This is a genomic window from Rhodococcus sp. H29-C3 (genome assembly GCF_030063405.1).
Classification (GTDB): domain Bacteria; phylum Actinomycetota; class Actinomycetes; order Mycobacteriales; family Mycobacteriaceae; genus Rhodococcoides.
Map to the genome: position 1 here is coordinate 17,941 of NZ_JASITC010000020.1, position 16,386 is coordinate 34,326.

General features: G+C 61.5%; 10 protein-coding genes and 1 pseudogene. 7 read left to right on the forward strand and 4 right to left on the reverse strand.

Annotated elements, in window-relative coordinates; genetic code table 11:
- Positions 1–34 precede the first annotated feature (34 nt).
- Positions 35–588, forward strand: a pseudogene (locus QMK32_RS23390) (sulfite reductase subunit alpha); the annotation flags it as partial.
- Here the strand turns inward: QMK32_RS23390 and recD are convergent.
- Genes recD through recC form a run of 3 tightly spaced genes read right to left on the reverse strand, consistent with a single transcriptional unit; the run spans position 582 to position 8,994 of the window.
- Positions 582–2,462: an exodeoxyribonuclease V subunit alpha gene (gene recD / locus QMK32_RS23395; RefSeq protein WP_283477872.1), complete on the reverse strand. Its 1,881-nt coding sequence runs from the start codon at positions 2,460–2,462 to the stop codon at positions 582–584. The pseudogene QMK32_RS23390 and the gene recD overlap by 7 nt on opposite strands.
- Entirely contained in the window at positions 2,459–5,767 is a 3,309-nt protein-coding gene (locus tag QMK32_RS23400) for a UvrD-helicase domain-containing protein (RefSeq protein ID WP_283477880.1), read from the reverse strand. Before QMK32_RS23400 ends, recD begins: the two co-directional genes overlap by 4 nt.
- A complete protein-coding gene (gene recC, locus QMK32_RS23405; RefSeq protein ID WP_283477881.1) occupies positions 5,725–8,994 on the reverse strand; it encodes an exodeoxyribonuclease V subunit gamma in 3,270 nt (1,089 codons plus the stop codon). Before recC ends, QMK32_RS23400 begins: the two co-directional genes overlap by 43 nt.
- 261 nt (positions 8,995–9,255) lie before the next feature.
- On the opposite strand from recC, the gene QMK32_RS23410 reads away from it, so the two are divergent.
- The 6 genes from QMK32_RS23410 to QMK32_RS23435 all read left to right on the forward strand — a co-directional run bounded on the left by QMK32_RS23410 (position 9,256) and on the right by QMK32_RS23435 (position 14,520).
- A complete protein-coding gene (locus tag QMK32_RS23410) occupies positions 9,256–10,047 on the forward strand; it encodes a hypothetical protein (RefSeq protein ID WP_283477874.1) in 792 nt (263 codons plus the stop codon).
- A gap of 133 nt (positions 10,048–10,180) precedes the next feature.
- Positions 10,181–11,821: an FAD-dependent monooxygenase gene (locus QMK32_RS23415; protein WP_283477882.1), complete on the forward strand. Its 1,641-nt coding sequence runs from the start codon at positions 10,181–10,183 to the stop codon at positions 11,819–11,821.
- Positions 11,818–12,171 (forward strand): VOC family protein, encoded by a 354-nt coding sequence (locus tag QMK32_RS23420; RefSeq protein WP_283477875.1) that lies wholly within the window; start codon positions 11,818–11,820, stop codon positions 12,169–12,171. Before QMK32_RS23415 ends, QMK32_RS23420 begins: the two co-directional genes overlap by 4 nt.
- 236 nt (positions 12,172–12,407) lie before the next feature.
- Positions 12,408–12,830 (forward strand): hypothetical protein, encoded by a 423-nt coding sequence (locus QMK32_RS23425; protein ID WP_283477876.1) that lies wholly within the window; start codon positions 12,408–12,410, stop codon positions 12,828–12,830.
- Between the two features lie 67 nt (positions 12,831–12,897).
- Positions 12,898–13,521, forward strand: a complete 624-nt coding sequence (locus tag QMK32_RS23430) for a hypothetical protein (RefSeq protein WP_283477877.1) — start codon at positions 12,898–12,900, stop codon at positions 13,519–13,521.
- A 489-nt stretch (positions 13,522–14,010) separates the two neighbouring features.
- Positions 14,011–14,520 carry a GreA/GreB family elongation factor gene (locus tag QMK32_RS23435; RefSeq protein ID WP_283477878.1) on the forward strand — a complete coding sequence of 170 codons (510 nt, stop codon included), beginning with the start codon at positions 14,011–14,013 and terminating at the stop codon, positions 14,518–14,520.
- Positions 14,521–14,643: 123 nt separating this feature from the next.
- On the opposite strand, the gene gdhA is transcribed toward QMK32_RS23435, so the two are convergent.
- Positions 14,644–15,987, reverse strand: a complete 1,344-nt coding sequence (gene gdhA / locus QMK32_RS23440) for an NADP-specific glutamate dehydrogenase (protein WP_269306266.1) — start codon at positions 15,985–15,987, stop codon at positions 14,644–14,646.
- Positions 15,988–16,386 lie beyond the last annotated feature (399 nt).

Sequence of the window (16,386 nt, forward strand, 5' to 3'; positions counted from 1 at the left end):
GAAGTCCGTCACTATGCCTTCGCTCTGGGCGACAGCGGTCTCGTTGGAACCGTCCGAGCTCCTCGATTTGTTGCGGCCCTTAAAGCACCGCGTCTATTCGATCGCCTCGTCGCCGCTGGCGCACGAGGGCACAGTGCACGTCACTGTTGCGAGCGTGCGTTATCGGTCTTCGGAACGTAATCACGGCGGTGTCTGTTCGACGTACCTCGCGGATCGGGTAGGCGAAGGCGAGAGTGCCGGTGTCTTCCTCTCCCCCAACAAGTCGTTCCGGCTGCCCTCCGAGGACGATGTGCCGGTCGTGATGATCGGCCCTGGTACAGGTATCGCTCCGTTCCGCGCATTTCTGCACGAGCGTCGGGCGCGCAGAGCGTCGGGACGAAACTGGCTGTTCTTCAGAGACCAACATCGAAGTAGCGACTTCGCCTACGAGGACGAGTTGACCAGGTTGTCGCGCGACGGTGTTCTGAACCGGCTCGATCTGGCCTCCACGACATCGTCGCCGAACACGGCAGTTGCTCTTCGGATCGAACCGAGGACTACATATCGAAGCTCGAGCGCGACAAGCGCTATCTACGGGACGTCTACTGACCGGAGAAATCGGTCAGGAGGGTGCGGCGCAAGCCACTCGCTCGTAACACCTGACGCTCGACGCCTGCGCGAACCGCGGCCTCGGTCCCGATGATCCGAACATGCACACGAGCGCGAGTTATCGCGGTGTACAGCAGCTCCCGGGTCAGCAGCGACGACGCCTCGGCCGGCAACATCACCGAGACGGTGTCGTATTGACTTCCCTGGCTTCGGTGGATGGTCATCGCGTAGACCGTCTGCACCGACGCCAAGACATTCGGATGAACCAATAACGGATCCGATCCGCGCTGAAATGCTGCCATCAGCGCGCCGTCACCGGTGTCGATGACCACGCCGGTATCGCCGTTGTAGATCCGCGCTTCGTGATCGTTTGCCGTCACCAGCAACGGTTGGCCGGGATACCACTGCGACGGATCGAGGTAGACACCGGACGATTCCGCCACCCACTCCATTGCCTGCCGCGCCCACAGCTGCACTCCGTAGGGCCCCTGTCTGTGCGCGCACAGCAACCGGTGTGCTTCCAACCCACCCAGGGCGGCGGTCGCGTCACCGACCCTGGCCGCAGTGGTCACAGCGTCGGCAGTCCGAAGGATGTCGGTCCGCAGTGCTGACAGGTCGGTGGGCGCATGGAAGGAAAGCTCCTCGCGGTCATCGTTCAACAGGCGCATCACCTCCTCGGACTTTCCGTCTCGAACTGCCACTGCCAGTTCGGCTATCGCGCTACCGAAGCGTCTACCCCGGCTCAGCCGTACGACCCCACTTCGGAGTTGGTTCCGTTCCTCGCCCGACAGCGCGGCCTCGTAAGGATCGTCGACGGCGTCCACGTCACGGCCGAGTAACGCATCGAGTTCGGGGTCGGATTCACCGTGAACAGGTCTTGCCACGAGATCCGCCAACACGGCTCCCGCATCGACCGAAGTCAACTGATCCGGATCGCCGACCAGTATCAACCGAGTGTCCGATCTGACGGCCTCGAGCAGCCGACTCATCATTGTCAACGACACCATCGACGTCTCATCGATCACAATGACGTCGAAGGGCAGTTTGTTCGAGGCATTGTGGCGAAATCGACTCTTACTTCCACGTTGCCAGCCGAGCAGGCGATGCAGGGTCATCGCAGTGAGAGTGTCGGGTAGACCGAGCTGTTCCGATTGCTCGGTCACCGATTCCTGTAGTCGCGCAGCCGCTTTGCCGGTGGGGGCCGCCAATCCGATACGGATCGAAGGTCCGTACTGGCGAACGAACATCGCCAGCACACGCGCCACTGTATGTGTCTTGCCGGTACCTGGTCCTCCCGCGACCACAGCTGTCCACGACGTGGCGGCGAGAGCAGCAGCGATGCGTTGCCGGTCGGGCGCGGCAGTGGGCTCGCCGTGTTCGTCCACGAAGAGCATGTCCAGCAGAGTCCTGACCTGATCGGAGTCGACGACCGGACGTGACTCTTCGCGTCCGGCAAGAACGTCGCGGATCGTTCGCTCCTGCAGGTAGTACCGATCGAGGTAGAGAAGCTCACCCTCGTCGGTGGCGACGAGCCGAAGAGGCTTCAATGGACCGCGATCTCCACCGCGCACCAAAGGACTCACACGGAGCGCGGAGGTGATGTCTGCCAGCTCTGGCCATGGGAGAGCATCGAGGTCGACATCCGATTCCTCGTCCACGGTGACCTCGCGAAACCGGTTCAAGTCCAGACATACCGAACCGGACCGGACAGCTCGAACCGCGAGGGCAGCCGCGAACAAAACGTGCTCCGACGGCTCACCGCCGAGCGAACCCAACCGCAGAGCCACGTGCACGTCGGCTGCAGCCAGGACGCCCGCCGAATTGAATGTGCGCAAGATACCGGTGGCTCGTTGAACCAGTTGTGCGTCGGTCATGATGCGGCTGATCCTGCCAGGAGATCGGACACGGACGTAACCAGTTCGGCAGGAGGATTCCAGTCGAACACCCCACAACCCGAGGGCGTTTCGGGCCCGACCATGCCGCGTACGAAGTGGTATTGCACCCCACCGAGGTGGACCTCGGGATCGTACCCGGGCTGGCGCCACCGCAGATACCGATGCAGCGCCACCGCGTACAGCAGCGCCTGCAGCGGATAATGCGAGCGCAGCATCTCCTGCGCCATTCGTTCCCTGGTGAAATTCATGACGGTCAGATCACCGCGTGAGAGCCTGTTCGTCTTGTAGTCGACGATGACGTACTTGGGCCCGGGTATTCGGAGGACGGAGTCGATGCTGCCGGTCAGATAGCCACGCAGCGGCTTCGATTCGAGAACGTCGAGCTGGTCCGCGTATGCGGCAAGGGCATCGTCCGCAGGTAAACAAGTGCGGAGCAGTCGCGAAATACCCCGCAGAGTCACGTTCGCTGTACCGGGATCGTCGCCTCCGTTCAGCGGCATCTCGAAGTCGAGTTCGGCCAGATGGTCACGTGGAGCTATGTCCGCGAGCGTCCCGAAGCCGAGGGGAGTTCGCAGGACCGGCATCAACGCAGCAGCAAGCGCTGACGGGTCGATCTCGGCCGACCTCTCGGCAACCGCTTCGTTGCATCGAAGAAGCACTTCGGCGTCGAGATCGATCGCTGCGGTATCGACGTGCTCGAGGATCTCGTGCACAAGAGTGCCGAAATCTGCTCCCGCAGGCATACCGTTCATCGGAGACGGAATCCCCTCCAGCACTTCGTCGATAGGCCGCGAGTCCGCCGGCTCGTCGTCTTTCTCTGGTTGTTCGGGTTCGCTCGACACCCCCGGCACGTCGTGCGCTGCGGCGGTCAACGCGGAGTAGGAAGTACGACGCCACAGCATGTCGAGACTACGGGTGAACGTCGCGGCGGCAAGCTCTTCGGTCGTATGTTTCACCGCGCTCCACGTTGGGACTGCACTGCGCCGGCCTACTGTCTCGATGGAAATCCGGCCGCCCGCTTGACCGGCCCAGGACTCGAGCCTGCCCGCCACCGCAACGTCTTCGGGTACCTTGGCCTTCTCCTCGGGCTCGGCCACTCCTGACAACCGGGCGAAGATCAACCGATGCAGCGGCGACGTTGCAGTAGAAAATGCCGGCGCCCACCATAAGACGACCTGGCACTGAGCTCTGGTGAGCGCGACGTAGAGCAGCCGAAGTTCCTCGCCCGCTTCTTCCTTGTCTCGAATCAGTTTGCGAGCGGCGTACCCGCGACCGGTACGACCCCCGACATCGAGGACACGCTTGCCGTTCTCGTCGTGCAGAAGCAGCGTGCTGGGATATGGATTCTTCGACGCATCCCACGCATACGGGATGTAGACGACGGGAAATTCCAGTCCCTTGCTCGCATGCACGGTGGCGATCTGTACCGCTGCTGCGTCGCTGTCGAGACGTCTGCTGCGGTCGGCGATGCTGCCCGATGTCGGATCGTAGATCCTGTCGGTGAGCCAGCGGGTCAGTGCGCTCGGCCCCAAAGAGCTCTCGACGGCAGCACGATTGAGCAGTTGGGCGACGTGACGAAGATCGGTGAGGTGCCGCTCACCGGCTCGGAGTGCGAGTAGCCGGCCCTCCAACCGTGTTTCGGAAGCGAGCTTTTCGAATACGGCGGCAAAACCTGCCTGCGCGAACAACACTGCATATTCCCGCAATCGAGCGCTGACGTCGGATACGGCGTCGTCGCCTTCACGGTCCAGCTTTTCCGCGGTCCATCCGAACAGCGAACTGAGTGCGGCGAGGCGAACACGATCGGCACGGTGTGGCTGTTCGAGCGCTTGCAGAAACCACAACCAGTGACTTGCGCTGAGGGTGTCGAACACGCTGGACCCGCCGGCCAGTACCGAGGGCACGCCGACCCGATCGAGTGCATCACGCACCAGTGCGATCTGTGACCGTGTCCGCACCAGTACCGCGATGTCTCCCGGAGCAACAGTATTTCCGCGCCGCGGTAGCGAAAGCGGGGTAGCGGACTGAAGAAGCTCGACGATGTCGGACGCGACGTCATCGGCGACACGGTCACGAAGCACGCCGACCGCTGGAAACCCCGATTTGTTGAGCGGGCCTGCACCTGTCCGAGGGAGGTAGCGAAGGCGCAGCGGCGGTACCTCGGACATCCGAGAACCGTCGTGTGTCGAGCCCACAGGGTGAGCGATGATGTCACCATGCCCGAGAGCTGCTCCAGCATAGACATTTTCGAGCGCACCGAGCAGGCCGGAATCGCTTCGCCAGTTTCTCGTCAGTTCGAGGTGTCGATCGGCGAGGCCGACAGCATCGAGATAACTGAGCACCTCGGCGCCTCGGAACGCATAGATGGCCTGCTTGGGATCGCCCACCAGTAGCAGAGTCGACCTGCCGTGAAATGCCCGGCGGAGAATGTCCCACTGCAGCGGGTCGGTGTCTTGAAACTCGTCGACGAGCACTACCCGAAATCGATCGCGAACCCTGGCACACGCGGCGTCACCATGCTCGGGATCAACGAGAACACGATGGAGCAAACTCAGGAGATCGTCGAAATCTCGTATCCCGGCGAGCTTCTTGCGACGATGCACTTCTGCACGGGCCTCTTCCGCGAAAATGACGCGGTGTCCCGCTTCGGTGTCTTCATCCCGCTCCGGGACCAGCTGGGCTTGTCTGTCCCGAACCGCTTCTCGAGCCACTTGACGAGCATCGGCCGGCCCGATAGGCGGATCGAAGTCTGCACTGCTGTATCGCCGCAGGTAGATGTCATCGACCACCTCGCTCGTCAAGTCGTCGACTGCCTCGACAAGAATCGCTTCCGGTTCGCGTTCTCCGGCGATGCCCAACCCATCGAGCATGCGCTGACAGAAGCTGTGGGTCGTCGCGATGGTTCCCGAGTCGAATTCGGACAATGCACGAAGCAACCGTGTGCGACGCAGGGCGACTTCTTCTTCCGTCCCCTCGGCCAGATGACGGACGAGGGAGTCGCTACTTGTCGACGAACTGCCCAGCCCTGCGGCGACCTCGGCGAACCGGTTGCGCGTTCTTTCACGCAACTCCTGAGTTGCGGCCCTACTGAAAGTTACGAGCAGCAACTGCGAGACATCTGCCAGTCCCTCTGCGATGTACCGGGTCGCGAGACCGACGATGGCGAACGTCTTGCCCGTTCCTGCACTGGCTTCGAGGACAGTGGTCCCCTCAGGGAGTGGACCGAGGAGGTCGAAGTCGGTCATGGCTGGCCCTCCTTTTCTGCGTCGAGCAATGGACACCATAATCGGCACGCGAGAACTCCGAAGAGCGTCGATTCCTCACCGAGGTGCGGATCTTCGGCCCGAACCGGGGTCGACTTCAATACCTCCAGCGAGGCGCCGGCGCCATACAAGTACGCGATACTTCGGTCTTTCGCATCACCGAATTTGTCGGACCAGGTCTTCTCGGCCGCCGCGATGGCGTCTTCCGCCGACGCACCGCGAAACCGGCGCTCTGCGTATACCGACGATGCCCCCGGCGCGATCGGAAGCGGTGACGACAAACCGAGGTCCCGTAGGGCCACGAGCAGTTCCAGTTGCGCGAGCGCGTCCACGGGCGCCGTGATCGTCGATCGCCACGCCGCTCGATTCCCCGGTCCACGGCCCGTCGTGACAGCCCGCCAGGGTCGCGAATCGTCCTGTACTGCAACGACGAGTAAGCGAACCCATGCGGCAAGACGATGCTTCGGCGCAAGACGCGAGTACGACGTCCTGGCAATGGTGTCTCCGTGAATTCCGGTGACCGTCCCGCTCAGTCGTCGACCGGATCCGAGTCGGATGGATATGTCGAGTGCGCCTGTGTCACCTGCATGAACTTCTCGGGACACGTCGACCAGCGCGTCCACGGCGCGGGTGATGTCCTGCAACTGCTGTTCGCCGAGATGAAACGGCGGGAGGGTGCCGCGCCGCCATTCTGCAGCACGGAAGTCCGCGACGTCGGTGCCTGCAAGACGCTCGGCGAGCATGCGATCACCGATGTCCCACTTCTGCAGTCCGTCCAACTCGACGGTGAGTGAATCGGACAGATCGTCGTCGATCTCCGGTACGCGAATACCCATGCGCTGTTTGAGAAATGCAGCAATGGGATGTTCGAGGAAAGTGACAAGATCGTCGAGAGCCACGTCGCCGTGGCCCCGTGTCGGGAGCGCCGAGGCAAGAAAGGGCTGTGGCGCGACGGGTTCGCGCTGGCTTGCTCGCGCTCCGTCGAGTGAGGCCTTGTCGTAGCTCAACGGATCACGCCGATCGAAGTTTCGAGAGTCGAAGGGTTGCAAGGGATGTCGAGTGACCACATCGGCTCCTGCAGTTGCCGCGACCACGTCGAGAAGTTCGGTGAGCGGAATGGCCGGTGGCTTCACCGAACCGGACACCGGGTCTGCGCCCGTGTAGAACAACAGCAGCTTCTCCCCTGCCGACATCACCGCGTCGAGCAATAATTGACGGTCCTCGCTACGGACGTCACGCTCGCCGGGAGCCGGGTCACGAGAGAGAACGTTGTCGCCATCGACACTGCCCGCTCGTGGGAACACTTCGTCGTCGAGGCCGAGAAGCACCACGATCCGATGCGGAACGGATCTCATCGGAACCATGGTGCAGACCGTCAGCTCTCCGGTACGGAAGTTGGCTCGCGAAGGCCGTCCAGCAAGAGCCCGAGTAAGCATTGCCCGCACGTCGGCCAATCGGATGACCGAATTTTGGCCGTACTCGGTGGACTCGACGAGTTCGCGTCGTGCTTGCGCGCGCTGCCACGCATCGGATGGAGCAACCTCCGCGAGCAGGTCGAGCGCTCGAACGAGCGCATGGCGCCATTCTGCCGTCCGCTGAGGTCCTTGTAGGTCCCGCAAGGTGACTGCAAGTCGATCGATGAACTCCGCGAACCGACCGGTCAGGTCGATGTCGTTGCCGTCCACGTCGTCGACCGGCAGTGCCAGATCGAGCCACTCGTGGGCGGTTTCGTCGGCAGCCACGCCCAACAGCAGACGGTCGACCGCACTGTTGAACGTGTTCTGCCGGAAGCCGCCGAGGCCGAAGCTTTCGCGTTGACGGGAGTTGATTCCCCAACGAGCTCCCGATACCTGTGTCCATTCACGGAGGCGCTCCACATCGTCATCGGAGAAGCCGAACCGAAGGCGAACCGGGTCGGCGACGGCGAGGTCGAGAAGCTGACTGGCGGTCACTCGTCCCACCGCGAGGTCGAGCAGTGTCGCGATCACGGCGAGCAGCGGATTGGTCTGCCGTAGCCCCCGGTCTGCCAGCCGGACGCGAAGGGTGTGACCGGGATGTGCCAGCCCACCCTGTCCGAAAGTCGCTCTGATCAGCGGCGCATATGTCTCGACGTCTGGGCACATGACCAGCACGTCGCGGGGTTCGAGCGTCGGATCATCGTCGAACAGGTGCAGCAGGGTCTCTCGTAAGACCTCGACTTGACGTGGAGCACCGTGACACGCATGGACGGCGACGGTGCCGTCCGGTTCGGCGGACCTGGTCGGGATCCTGTTGTTCGAGATGTCGTCCTGCACTCGGCCGAGCAACGTGTGGGGAAAGCCGGCACTGGTTTCGACCGTATCGACGAGTTCGCCACCGAGCCCGAGGAGTCGCATCTGCAGTTCACGTACGTCTCGGGCAAGGCCGGCGAGCAGCGGATGTTCGATCGTCACCGCCGATCGGTCCTCTGATCTCCTGCTGACGAGTTGCTGGTCGACGCGCTGTGTCCACATTCGATCGCTCGGATGCGGCAGCCACACGTGCACGTCGCGATGTTCGGCGATCGCGGCTATCACCTGCAGTTGATCGGTTGTCAGTCTCGTGGCACCGAATATCGACACCCGTTCGGGGAGGTCGAGTATCGACCGGTCGGCGCGGATCGCTGCACACGCATCGTCGAGAAGCTCGGCAGGACTCGCGTGTCCGATGCGGGCGCGAACCGCTCGCCACAGTTCGGCCTGCCAGCGCAGGTCCTCGGCCAAAGCGCCGCCGACGCCGTCACTGTCGACGCCTGCCGACCAGTCGACGATCATCGACGGACGGTCCGCGGCGTACATCCGGAAGAGCTCGGACAAGTGGGCTGCCGTGGACCATCTACGTCCGGCCCGATGTTCGTCCGTTCCGTTACCGAGGTGTTTGGCGAGCACCGCGCACCAGGGTTCGGTCAGCGAGCCATCGATGACGTCGAGCGTCGTCCACAGCACGCGTCCACGTGACCACGGTTCCAGGTTGCGATCGCGTCCGAGGGCCGCCGACCGCGCGTCCTGGACGAGGCGGGCCGGCGAAGGGAACTCGATATTGGCGCCGATACCGTCGGCCGATGCCCCACCCAGCGACATCGACAGACGCTGAGTCAGCCAACGCTCGACTCCCTTCGCGGGAACCGAAATCACTTCCGCTGCAAAGGGATCGGAAAGAGGACAGGACATCACCTCAGCCAGTGCCGTTGCGAGCGCATCCCCGCGGGTGGCGCGATAAAGCCTCAGCACCACTGAAATGTCTCCTTCTGCGATCGCTCACTGCACGGACGGTTACTAGACCCTACTCGAGCAGACCGACATACTTCGGCTTCGACATCGACCTGTCACGGCACCGGCCCAATTGGTAGCTCGACCACTTAATATGTGGACCACTGCGCTGCTGTCGCTACAGTTGGACGGTGACCGACTCCGCCGAACCCGACCGATCGACCGAACGCGACTCGACGTTGCGCATCATCTCACCCGACAACGGCAGTCGGGTGAGATGAAGTGATTCCGAGATTGTTCCGCGGACTGTGCGACGACGCTCCCCTCCTCCTGCCGGGCGATACACCGATCGAAATCGCTGTCCAGCAGCATCTTTCGTACAAGGATGCTGCATTCTCGGACCTCGTCGGTCCGTTGATGATCCCTATCCCCCGTCTCGACGAACTCACCGACGTGACCGAACCACTGTCGATCTCACTGATCGCGTCGGGTGGCCCCGCCACAGTCGAGGCCGCCCTCGATCGGATGTATGCGAAGTCGAATCTGACCGTCGCCACGATCGAGGTGGCGCTGCCCGACGGGACCGACATCACCGCGCTGGGTGCCGTCGACCCTGCCATCGACGTCTACGTCGAGATCCCGCGCGGACAACATCGAGCCGAGGTGTTCGACGCCGTGGACGAGCGTGGCTACCACGCCACGTTCCGTACCGGCGGCGTCACCGCGGACGCATATCCTGGCGAGCAGGAACTGGCCGCTGCCATCCACGAGGCTGCGCGACGTGAAATCTCCTTCAAGGCCGTCGCGGGACTTGACCACGCGATTCGAAATACCAACGCTGACACAGGTTTCGAGCAGCACGGCTACCTCAACGTCCTACTGGCGGCACAGGCCGCGCACAGCGGCGCCAAGGCCTCGGATCTGGCTACCATCCTCGCGTTGCGTGACCCCGAGGTGCTGGCCCAGCACGTTGCCGCGATCGAGACCGAACGCGCTTTCCTCTCGTTCGACACCGGCAACATACGACAGTTGCTGGACGATTTGATCTCGCTGGGTCTCTTACCCCCGATGTAGCAACGAACAAAAGCCGCCGGTGGCAGGTTTTCACCCGTTGAGCATGAGGTCCGTGGAGAACGGCACATCGGCGCCCGAACAGTCGCCATACTGACTCTCGACCAGGGAGAACCGACTGTGCGGCGGTGAAGACATAGATACGGACGTGCTCGTGGCAGGGGCTGGACCGATCGGGTTGACGGCAGCGATCGAACTTCGGAGACGTGGGATCTCGTGCCGCGTGATCGATCCGCTGCTCGAGCCTCCGCGCTACGCGAAAGCGGTCGGCATTCAGCCTCGCACGCTCGAAGTATTCGAGAACATGGGTGTGTTGAAGGCCGTCCTGGACGCGTCGATCATGATGCGCGGACAGATCGTGTACACCAACGGCGAGCACGTCGGCCGAATCGACTTGGCGTTGCCCGCCGATGTGCCGTACGGCTTCGCAATGCTCCCCCAGTACGAGACCGAGCGGATCCTTGCGGAGCGACTTGCCGAACTCGGGTCCGGTGTCGAGCGCGGAGTCGGCATCGTGTCGGTCGATCAGGACACCGAGGGAGTGACGGTCACCACGTCCGACTCCGCGATCGATCACGTTCAGTACGTCATCGGCTGCGACGGCTCCCACAGCGTCGTCCGCAAGCAACTGGGGCTTTCGTTCGAGGGTGACGCCTTCGCCGAGGCCTACATGCTCGGCGACGTCGAAGTCGACTGGTCACAGCCCACCGGGTACGGCATAAGAATCACGCGCACTGCCACCGACGGCACAACGGACGCGATGCTGGTGGCGATGCCGCTGCCGGGGCACAAGCGCTACCGCATGACCATGCTCGTCCCACCGGAACTGACTGATCGACCCAGCAGTGGCGACGGCATTACACACGGCTTCGCTGCAGGCCCCGCACCCAAACTGCATCACATTCAGGCCGTTCTGGACCAGCTGGCACCAGAGCCGACGACGGCGTCGAATCTACGCTGGTCATCGGTCTTTCGAATCAGCCATCGCATCGTCGACGCATACGGCTGGGGCCGTGTGTTCGTCGCGGGCGACGCCGCCCACATTCACCCGCCGACCGGAGCCCAAGGTATGAACACCGGGATTCAGGACGCGCACAACCTTGCCTGGAAGGTCGCATTGTCCGTACGCGGTGTGGCCGCCCCTGGCCTGACCGACAGCTACGACGTCGAACGCCGTCCCGTCGGCGAGGAGGTCGTCGGGATGACGGTCCGAAACGCCCGCGAAGGAATCGGTGCAGGCCAAAGCTCCGTGGAGACGGCGATGCGCAAGCAAGCTCAACTCCTGATCTCGTATGCAGGAAGTCCGTTGGTCTCCGAGTCCGACCCGACAGCCGCCGTCGTACAGCCCGGGGAACGAGCCCCCGATGCGCGAGGACTGATCCGCGACATGGTCGCGTTTCCTCTCCGCCTGTTCGAACTCTTCGGTGGCGTCGGCCACACGCTCCTGTTGTATTCGGACGGTGAGGTCGGAAAATTCGAAGAGCTCGGCGCGGCAGCCGTCGACGCCGCGCACGGACTTCTCGACGTTTATCTGCTTGTGGCGAGCTACGTGACCTCCGTGCTGCCGGTCGTCGTCGATTCCGCAAGCGAATTTCGCACCGAATACGGTGTCACCGGTCCGACTGCGTTCGTAATCCGTCCCGACGGGTACCTCGGCCATCGGGGTCTCGAGGGAGTGATCGAGAACCTGAAGAAGGACATTCGCGCGATGAGTTGTCCAACGTGGGGTGGTCTACATCCGGACGAAACACACCCCTCTGAACGGATGCACTCATGACTTTCCAACACGTACTCGCTGTCGTACCGGTGTCGGACATCGACCGGGCGAGTTCTTGGTACTCCTCTTTCTTCGGCCGCACCGCGGACAACAACCCGATGCCGGTGCTTCTCGAATGGCAGGTGACAGATCACGGCTGGGTGCAAGTGATTGTCGACGACGAACGCGCCGGGTCGGGGATGCTGAACTTGGCCGTCGACGACCTGGAAAGACAGCTCGCCGAGCTTGTCACTCGTGGCGTAGTGCCCGGTGAGGTCGTCGAAGCGAACAAGGATGTACGCCTCTCCACCATGAAGGATCCCGATGGAAACGCGATTACGCTCATCGGCGGATTTCGAGTGAACTACTGATCACCGGCAGGTTGGAAAAGTACTCGAAGGAGAACAATTCCCCGGCCTCACTGCGTCTTTCGACACCCCGTAACTTATCCACTGGCGGCCGCATTTGTTCGACTCACATCCACTGCGTCAGAGAAACTTTCGTCCGCATTCAAGCATGCGTGCACACGACTGGCTTTTATTTTCTTTTGGGCTACAGTTTATAGAACTGATTGGACCGAAGGAGTGAGTCTACCGTGAAAGCGGTCATGATGGAATTTAATTTTCGGGTATGCGCCTCACCCGAACGACTTCGACAATTTCTGGAGCAGGGGGAAATTGCTATTGATGCAGCATGTCCGTTCCGCGTACAGCGTGAACGCACCGTCGACGAGGTAAATTCGCCCCTCCTGGCGCGGCAGTGGGACCGACTCAATGTCTCCGGGTTGTTTCCTCCACCGCAAGTGTGGGAGATCGGGTACGGCTTCTCCGACCCGACAGGTCGGCTGACCAGTGACAAACTCGAGTCGATCTCGAAAGATGTCACAGCCGATCTACAGCACTCTCGCGCCGATAACTTCAGCGAATCCGCCCCCTGGATTCTGACGCTGGCGACCGATACCGACCGCGCGACGCGCCAGACGATCATCAGCCGCTACCGAACACTGGAGCTGGCCCGCTCGTCCCCCTGAAGCGCCGTGAGTGTCGTTGTGTCAACTCCACCGGTGCCTCGATTCCACAGCAACAAAGAGGTCGATCGTGAATATGGCTCTCGTCGAGATCGCTACGCCGCCGCTGTCCGCTCGTCGAACGGATAGTCCGCGAGCAGGAACCACAGCCGTTGCACTTGTCATCGGACGGCCCATTCGACTTCACGAAGACCTGTACAGCGGGCTTGTTCGCCAGGGCGTCGAGGTGACTGTTCGTAATCCTTACGCGAATTCCGATCAACTCGGTGGTGCCACACATGCCAACCCGTCAACGCGGAACGGTGTTTCCGCCGACGGTCCGATGACGGCAGAAGCCATCATTGTCACCACCGAGGCTTTGTCGGGAGGACGCGGACTGGTCGCCCGCTGGCGCGAGCGCGCCGCGCAGTCCGAGGAGAACAACAGGATTGCCGCCGCAGTTGTCGATGCGTCGTCGGAGTACAGCAGATGCCGACTCCTTGTTTTGTGCGACGGCCGAGCCGTCTCCCAAGCTGGACTGGAGGTCCACAACGCGAAGCGACTGGCACAGCGGTTGAAGTACGAAATCGAAGTCGACGGAACGCCCGTCGTATCCACCTCGTACCTCGTAGTCGGCACCAGCTCACCGTTGCGCGAGGCAGTCGAGGCGATCGCGCGATGGTGTCGGCAGGAAACTGCGCCGATCCTGCACTGACAACGCACGTTTCGGCACGCGGAAAGTGGCTGAAACTGCTGTGACTGGAGTTTTATTTTTTTCGGGCTACAGTCAGGTAGACACGCGATGCGAAAGAAGGTGTGAACGCTGTGATTCCTATTGTTGTAGAGCTACGCGGTTGTTTGTGCACCGCTCCGCCAGGGCACTAGGCTGTTCCACCTGCATTCGTCGATGCACTGAAAACTACGTTGCACCGATAGCCGCCATGCGGGTGTTTTTGAGCCACACCACTGATACCAGCTTTCGATTTACTGTTTCTGAATGAAGAATACTGCGCGTTTGCGGTATTCCGTAACGAGTGTCGGTCGGCGGTACGTCTTTCATCGCCGAAAAGCGGGGCATCGACTCGCTGCACATTTTTTTGCTTACTGAACCTGACGTGTCGAGCACTGCTCGCCGCGTCGATACCTGTATTTCCACGACCTCGGAATGGGACGACCACCGAGTTTTAGTGCAAGGAGAAATTCCATGACAACCGCTGAACTTATCGTGACCACAGGTGGCGTATCAGAAGAGGCCAGCGAACTGTCTGCCTTGCACATCCGGCGCACCGAGGTTGCAGCCGATGTGATCGAGTTCCGCAACATGGGCGATCTCGAGAACAACGATCCTTACCATCGCTCTCGCGAGGAACTGTCGAGCATCGACCGCCGCATCGCGGAGGTGCAGGAGTTGGTGACTGCTGCCGCTGAGGTGACCGACGACGGCACCGTGTGTCCGTTCTCGCTTGTCACCGTGATGTTCGATCGCGATCCCGATGACGTCGAGACGTTCGTGTTGACTGCGGCCACGGGAAACTCCGCGAACGAGATAGCGACATGTTCTCCGCTGTCACCGCTCGGCAGAGCACTGATGGGGTGCCGAGTCGAGGACGAGCGCACATACGTCCTTCCCACAGGCGCCGAGAGCACCGTTACCGTTCTCTCGATTGCCGCAGGCCTCGAACGACGACTACTGGAATCTCGGACAGCCGAATAGTCTGCGCGGCGCGCATTCCCGACGCACCGCCGCCCCGCGCCTGATCGAAGAATCGCCAACGAAGCCGAGTCTTCGATCGGATTGCCCCGTGCAGGTCACTGCACGGGGCATTTCAGCGATGGCTCAGATCACTCCGAGGGCGATCATGGCGTCGGCAACCTTGACGAATCCGGCAATGTTCGCACCGTGAACGTAGTCCCCTGGCATCCCGTAGTCCTCCGCGGTCTCGACTACGCGGCCATGGATTCCGGTCATGATGCGCGCTAGTCGGTCATCGGTGTACTCGAAACTCCACGAGTCGCGAGATGCGTTCTGCTGCATCTCGAGAGCCGATGTAGCAACTCCACCTGCGTTGGCAGCTTTACCTGGAGCGAAGGCAACGCCCGCGTCGCGGAACACCTGCACCGCTTCAGGTGTGGTCGGCATGTTGGCGCCTTCGGCGACTACGACAACGCCACCTTTCACGAGAGTGATGGCGGCTTCCTCGTCGAGTTCGTTCTGTGTTGCCGCCGGTATCGCGACATCGCAAGCGACATCCCAGATAGAACCACCGGAAGTGAAGGTTGCATGTGTGGCGGTCTCGACGTACTCGCATATGCGGGCCCGGCGCGACTCCTTGATGTCCTTCAACAGCGCAAGGTCGATTCCCTTGGGATCGACGATGTAACCCGAGGAGTCGGAACAGGCGACGACGATGCCGCCGAGCTGATGAATCTTTTCGATTGCATAGATCGCGACATTGCCCGAGCCTGAGACCACTACAGTCTTGCCGTCGAGCGAAGATTTGACAGTTTTGAGCATCTCGGCGACGAAATATGCGGCGCCGTAACCGGTTGCCTCTTTACGTACCTGAGAGCCACCCCAGTTCAGGCCTTTTCCGGTCAACACTCCGGATTCGTAGGAGTTGGTCAATCGTTTGTACTGCCCGAACAGGTACCCGATCTCTCGGCCGCCGACACCGATATCACCGGCCGGAACATCTGTGTACTCGCCGATGTGACGATGCAGTTCGGTCATGAACGACTGGCAGAACCGCATTACTTCCGCGTCGGAACGACCCTTGGGGTCGAAATCCGATCCGCCTTTGCCACCGCCGATCGGTAGGCCGGACAACGCGTTCTTGAAGATCTGTTCGAAGCCCAGAAACTTGACGATCCCCAGATTTACGCTGGGGTGGAACCGCAGACCGCCCTTGTACGGTCCGAGCACGCTGTTGTATTGAACGCGAAAACCTCGGTTGACCTGCACCGCACCCGTATCGTCTACCCAAGGGACTCGGAAGATGATCTGTCGTTCCGGTTCACACAAGCGCTCGACGAGTCCACTGTCCGCATAATGGGGATAGCGTTCGAGGACGACATGCAACGATTCGAATACTTCTGCAGCAGCCTGATGAAATTCAGGTTCACCGGCGTTGCGCTGAAGAACTTGTTCATAGATCGCTGCCACCTGTTCACGCGCAGACACCGTATTCACCTACCTGTTTCGCAATAATTCGACGTCATCACGGCAACAACCATGCGATGGTGCCGTAGGCAGCCGTGGTTTCGACAACGACTGCGCATCGCAGCTTACGGCAGGATTATGCCCTCGAATCACGACCCGGACCCTCGACCCGATACATGCGCAGGTCAGGGACCATTTGGGACTAGTCCTGAGTTGGTGTGCAGATAGTTCGGTTGGTTATTTTTTCGATGGGTCGTCGAATATCGGCAATTCGATTGTCGGCCCCAAGCGCCTTAGCCTCGATCTTTCTTCCTGCTGATGTGGTGGCCTGATCGGTTCGAGATTGTCGTTTTCGGCTGCGTTCACGTCGATCGGGCGCGATGTGTCGGCCGATGTCGATCGGTTGAACGCTCGGTTCCA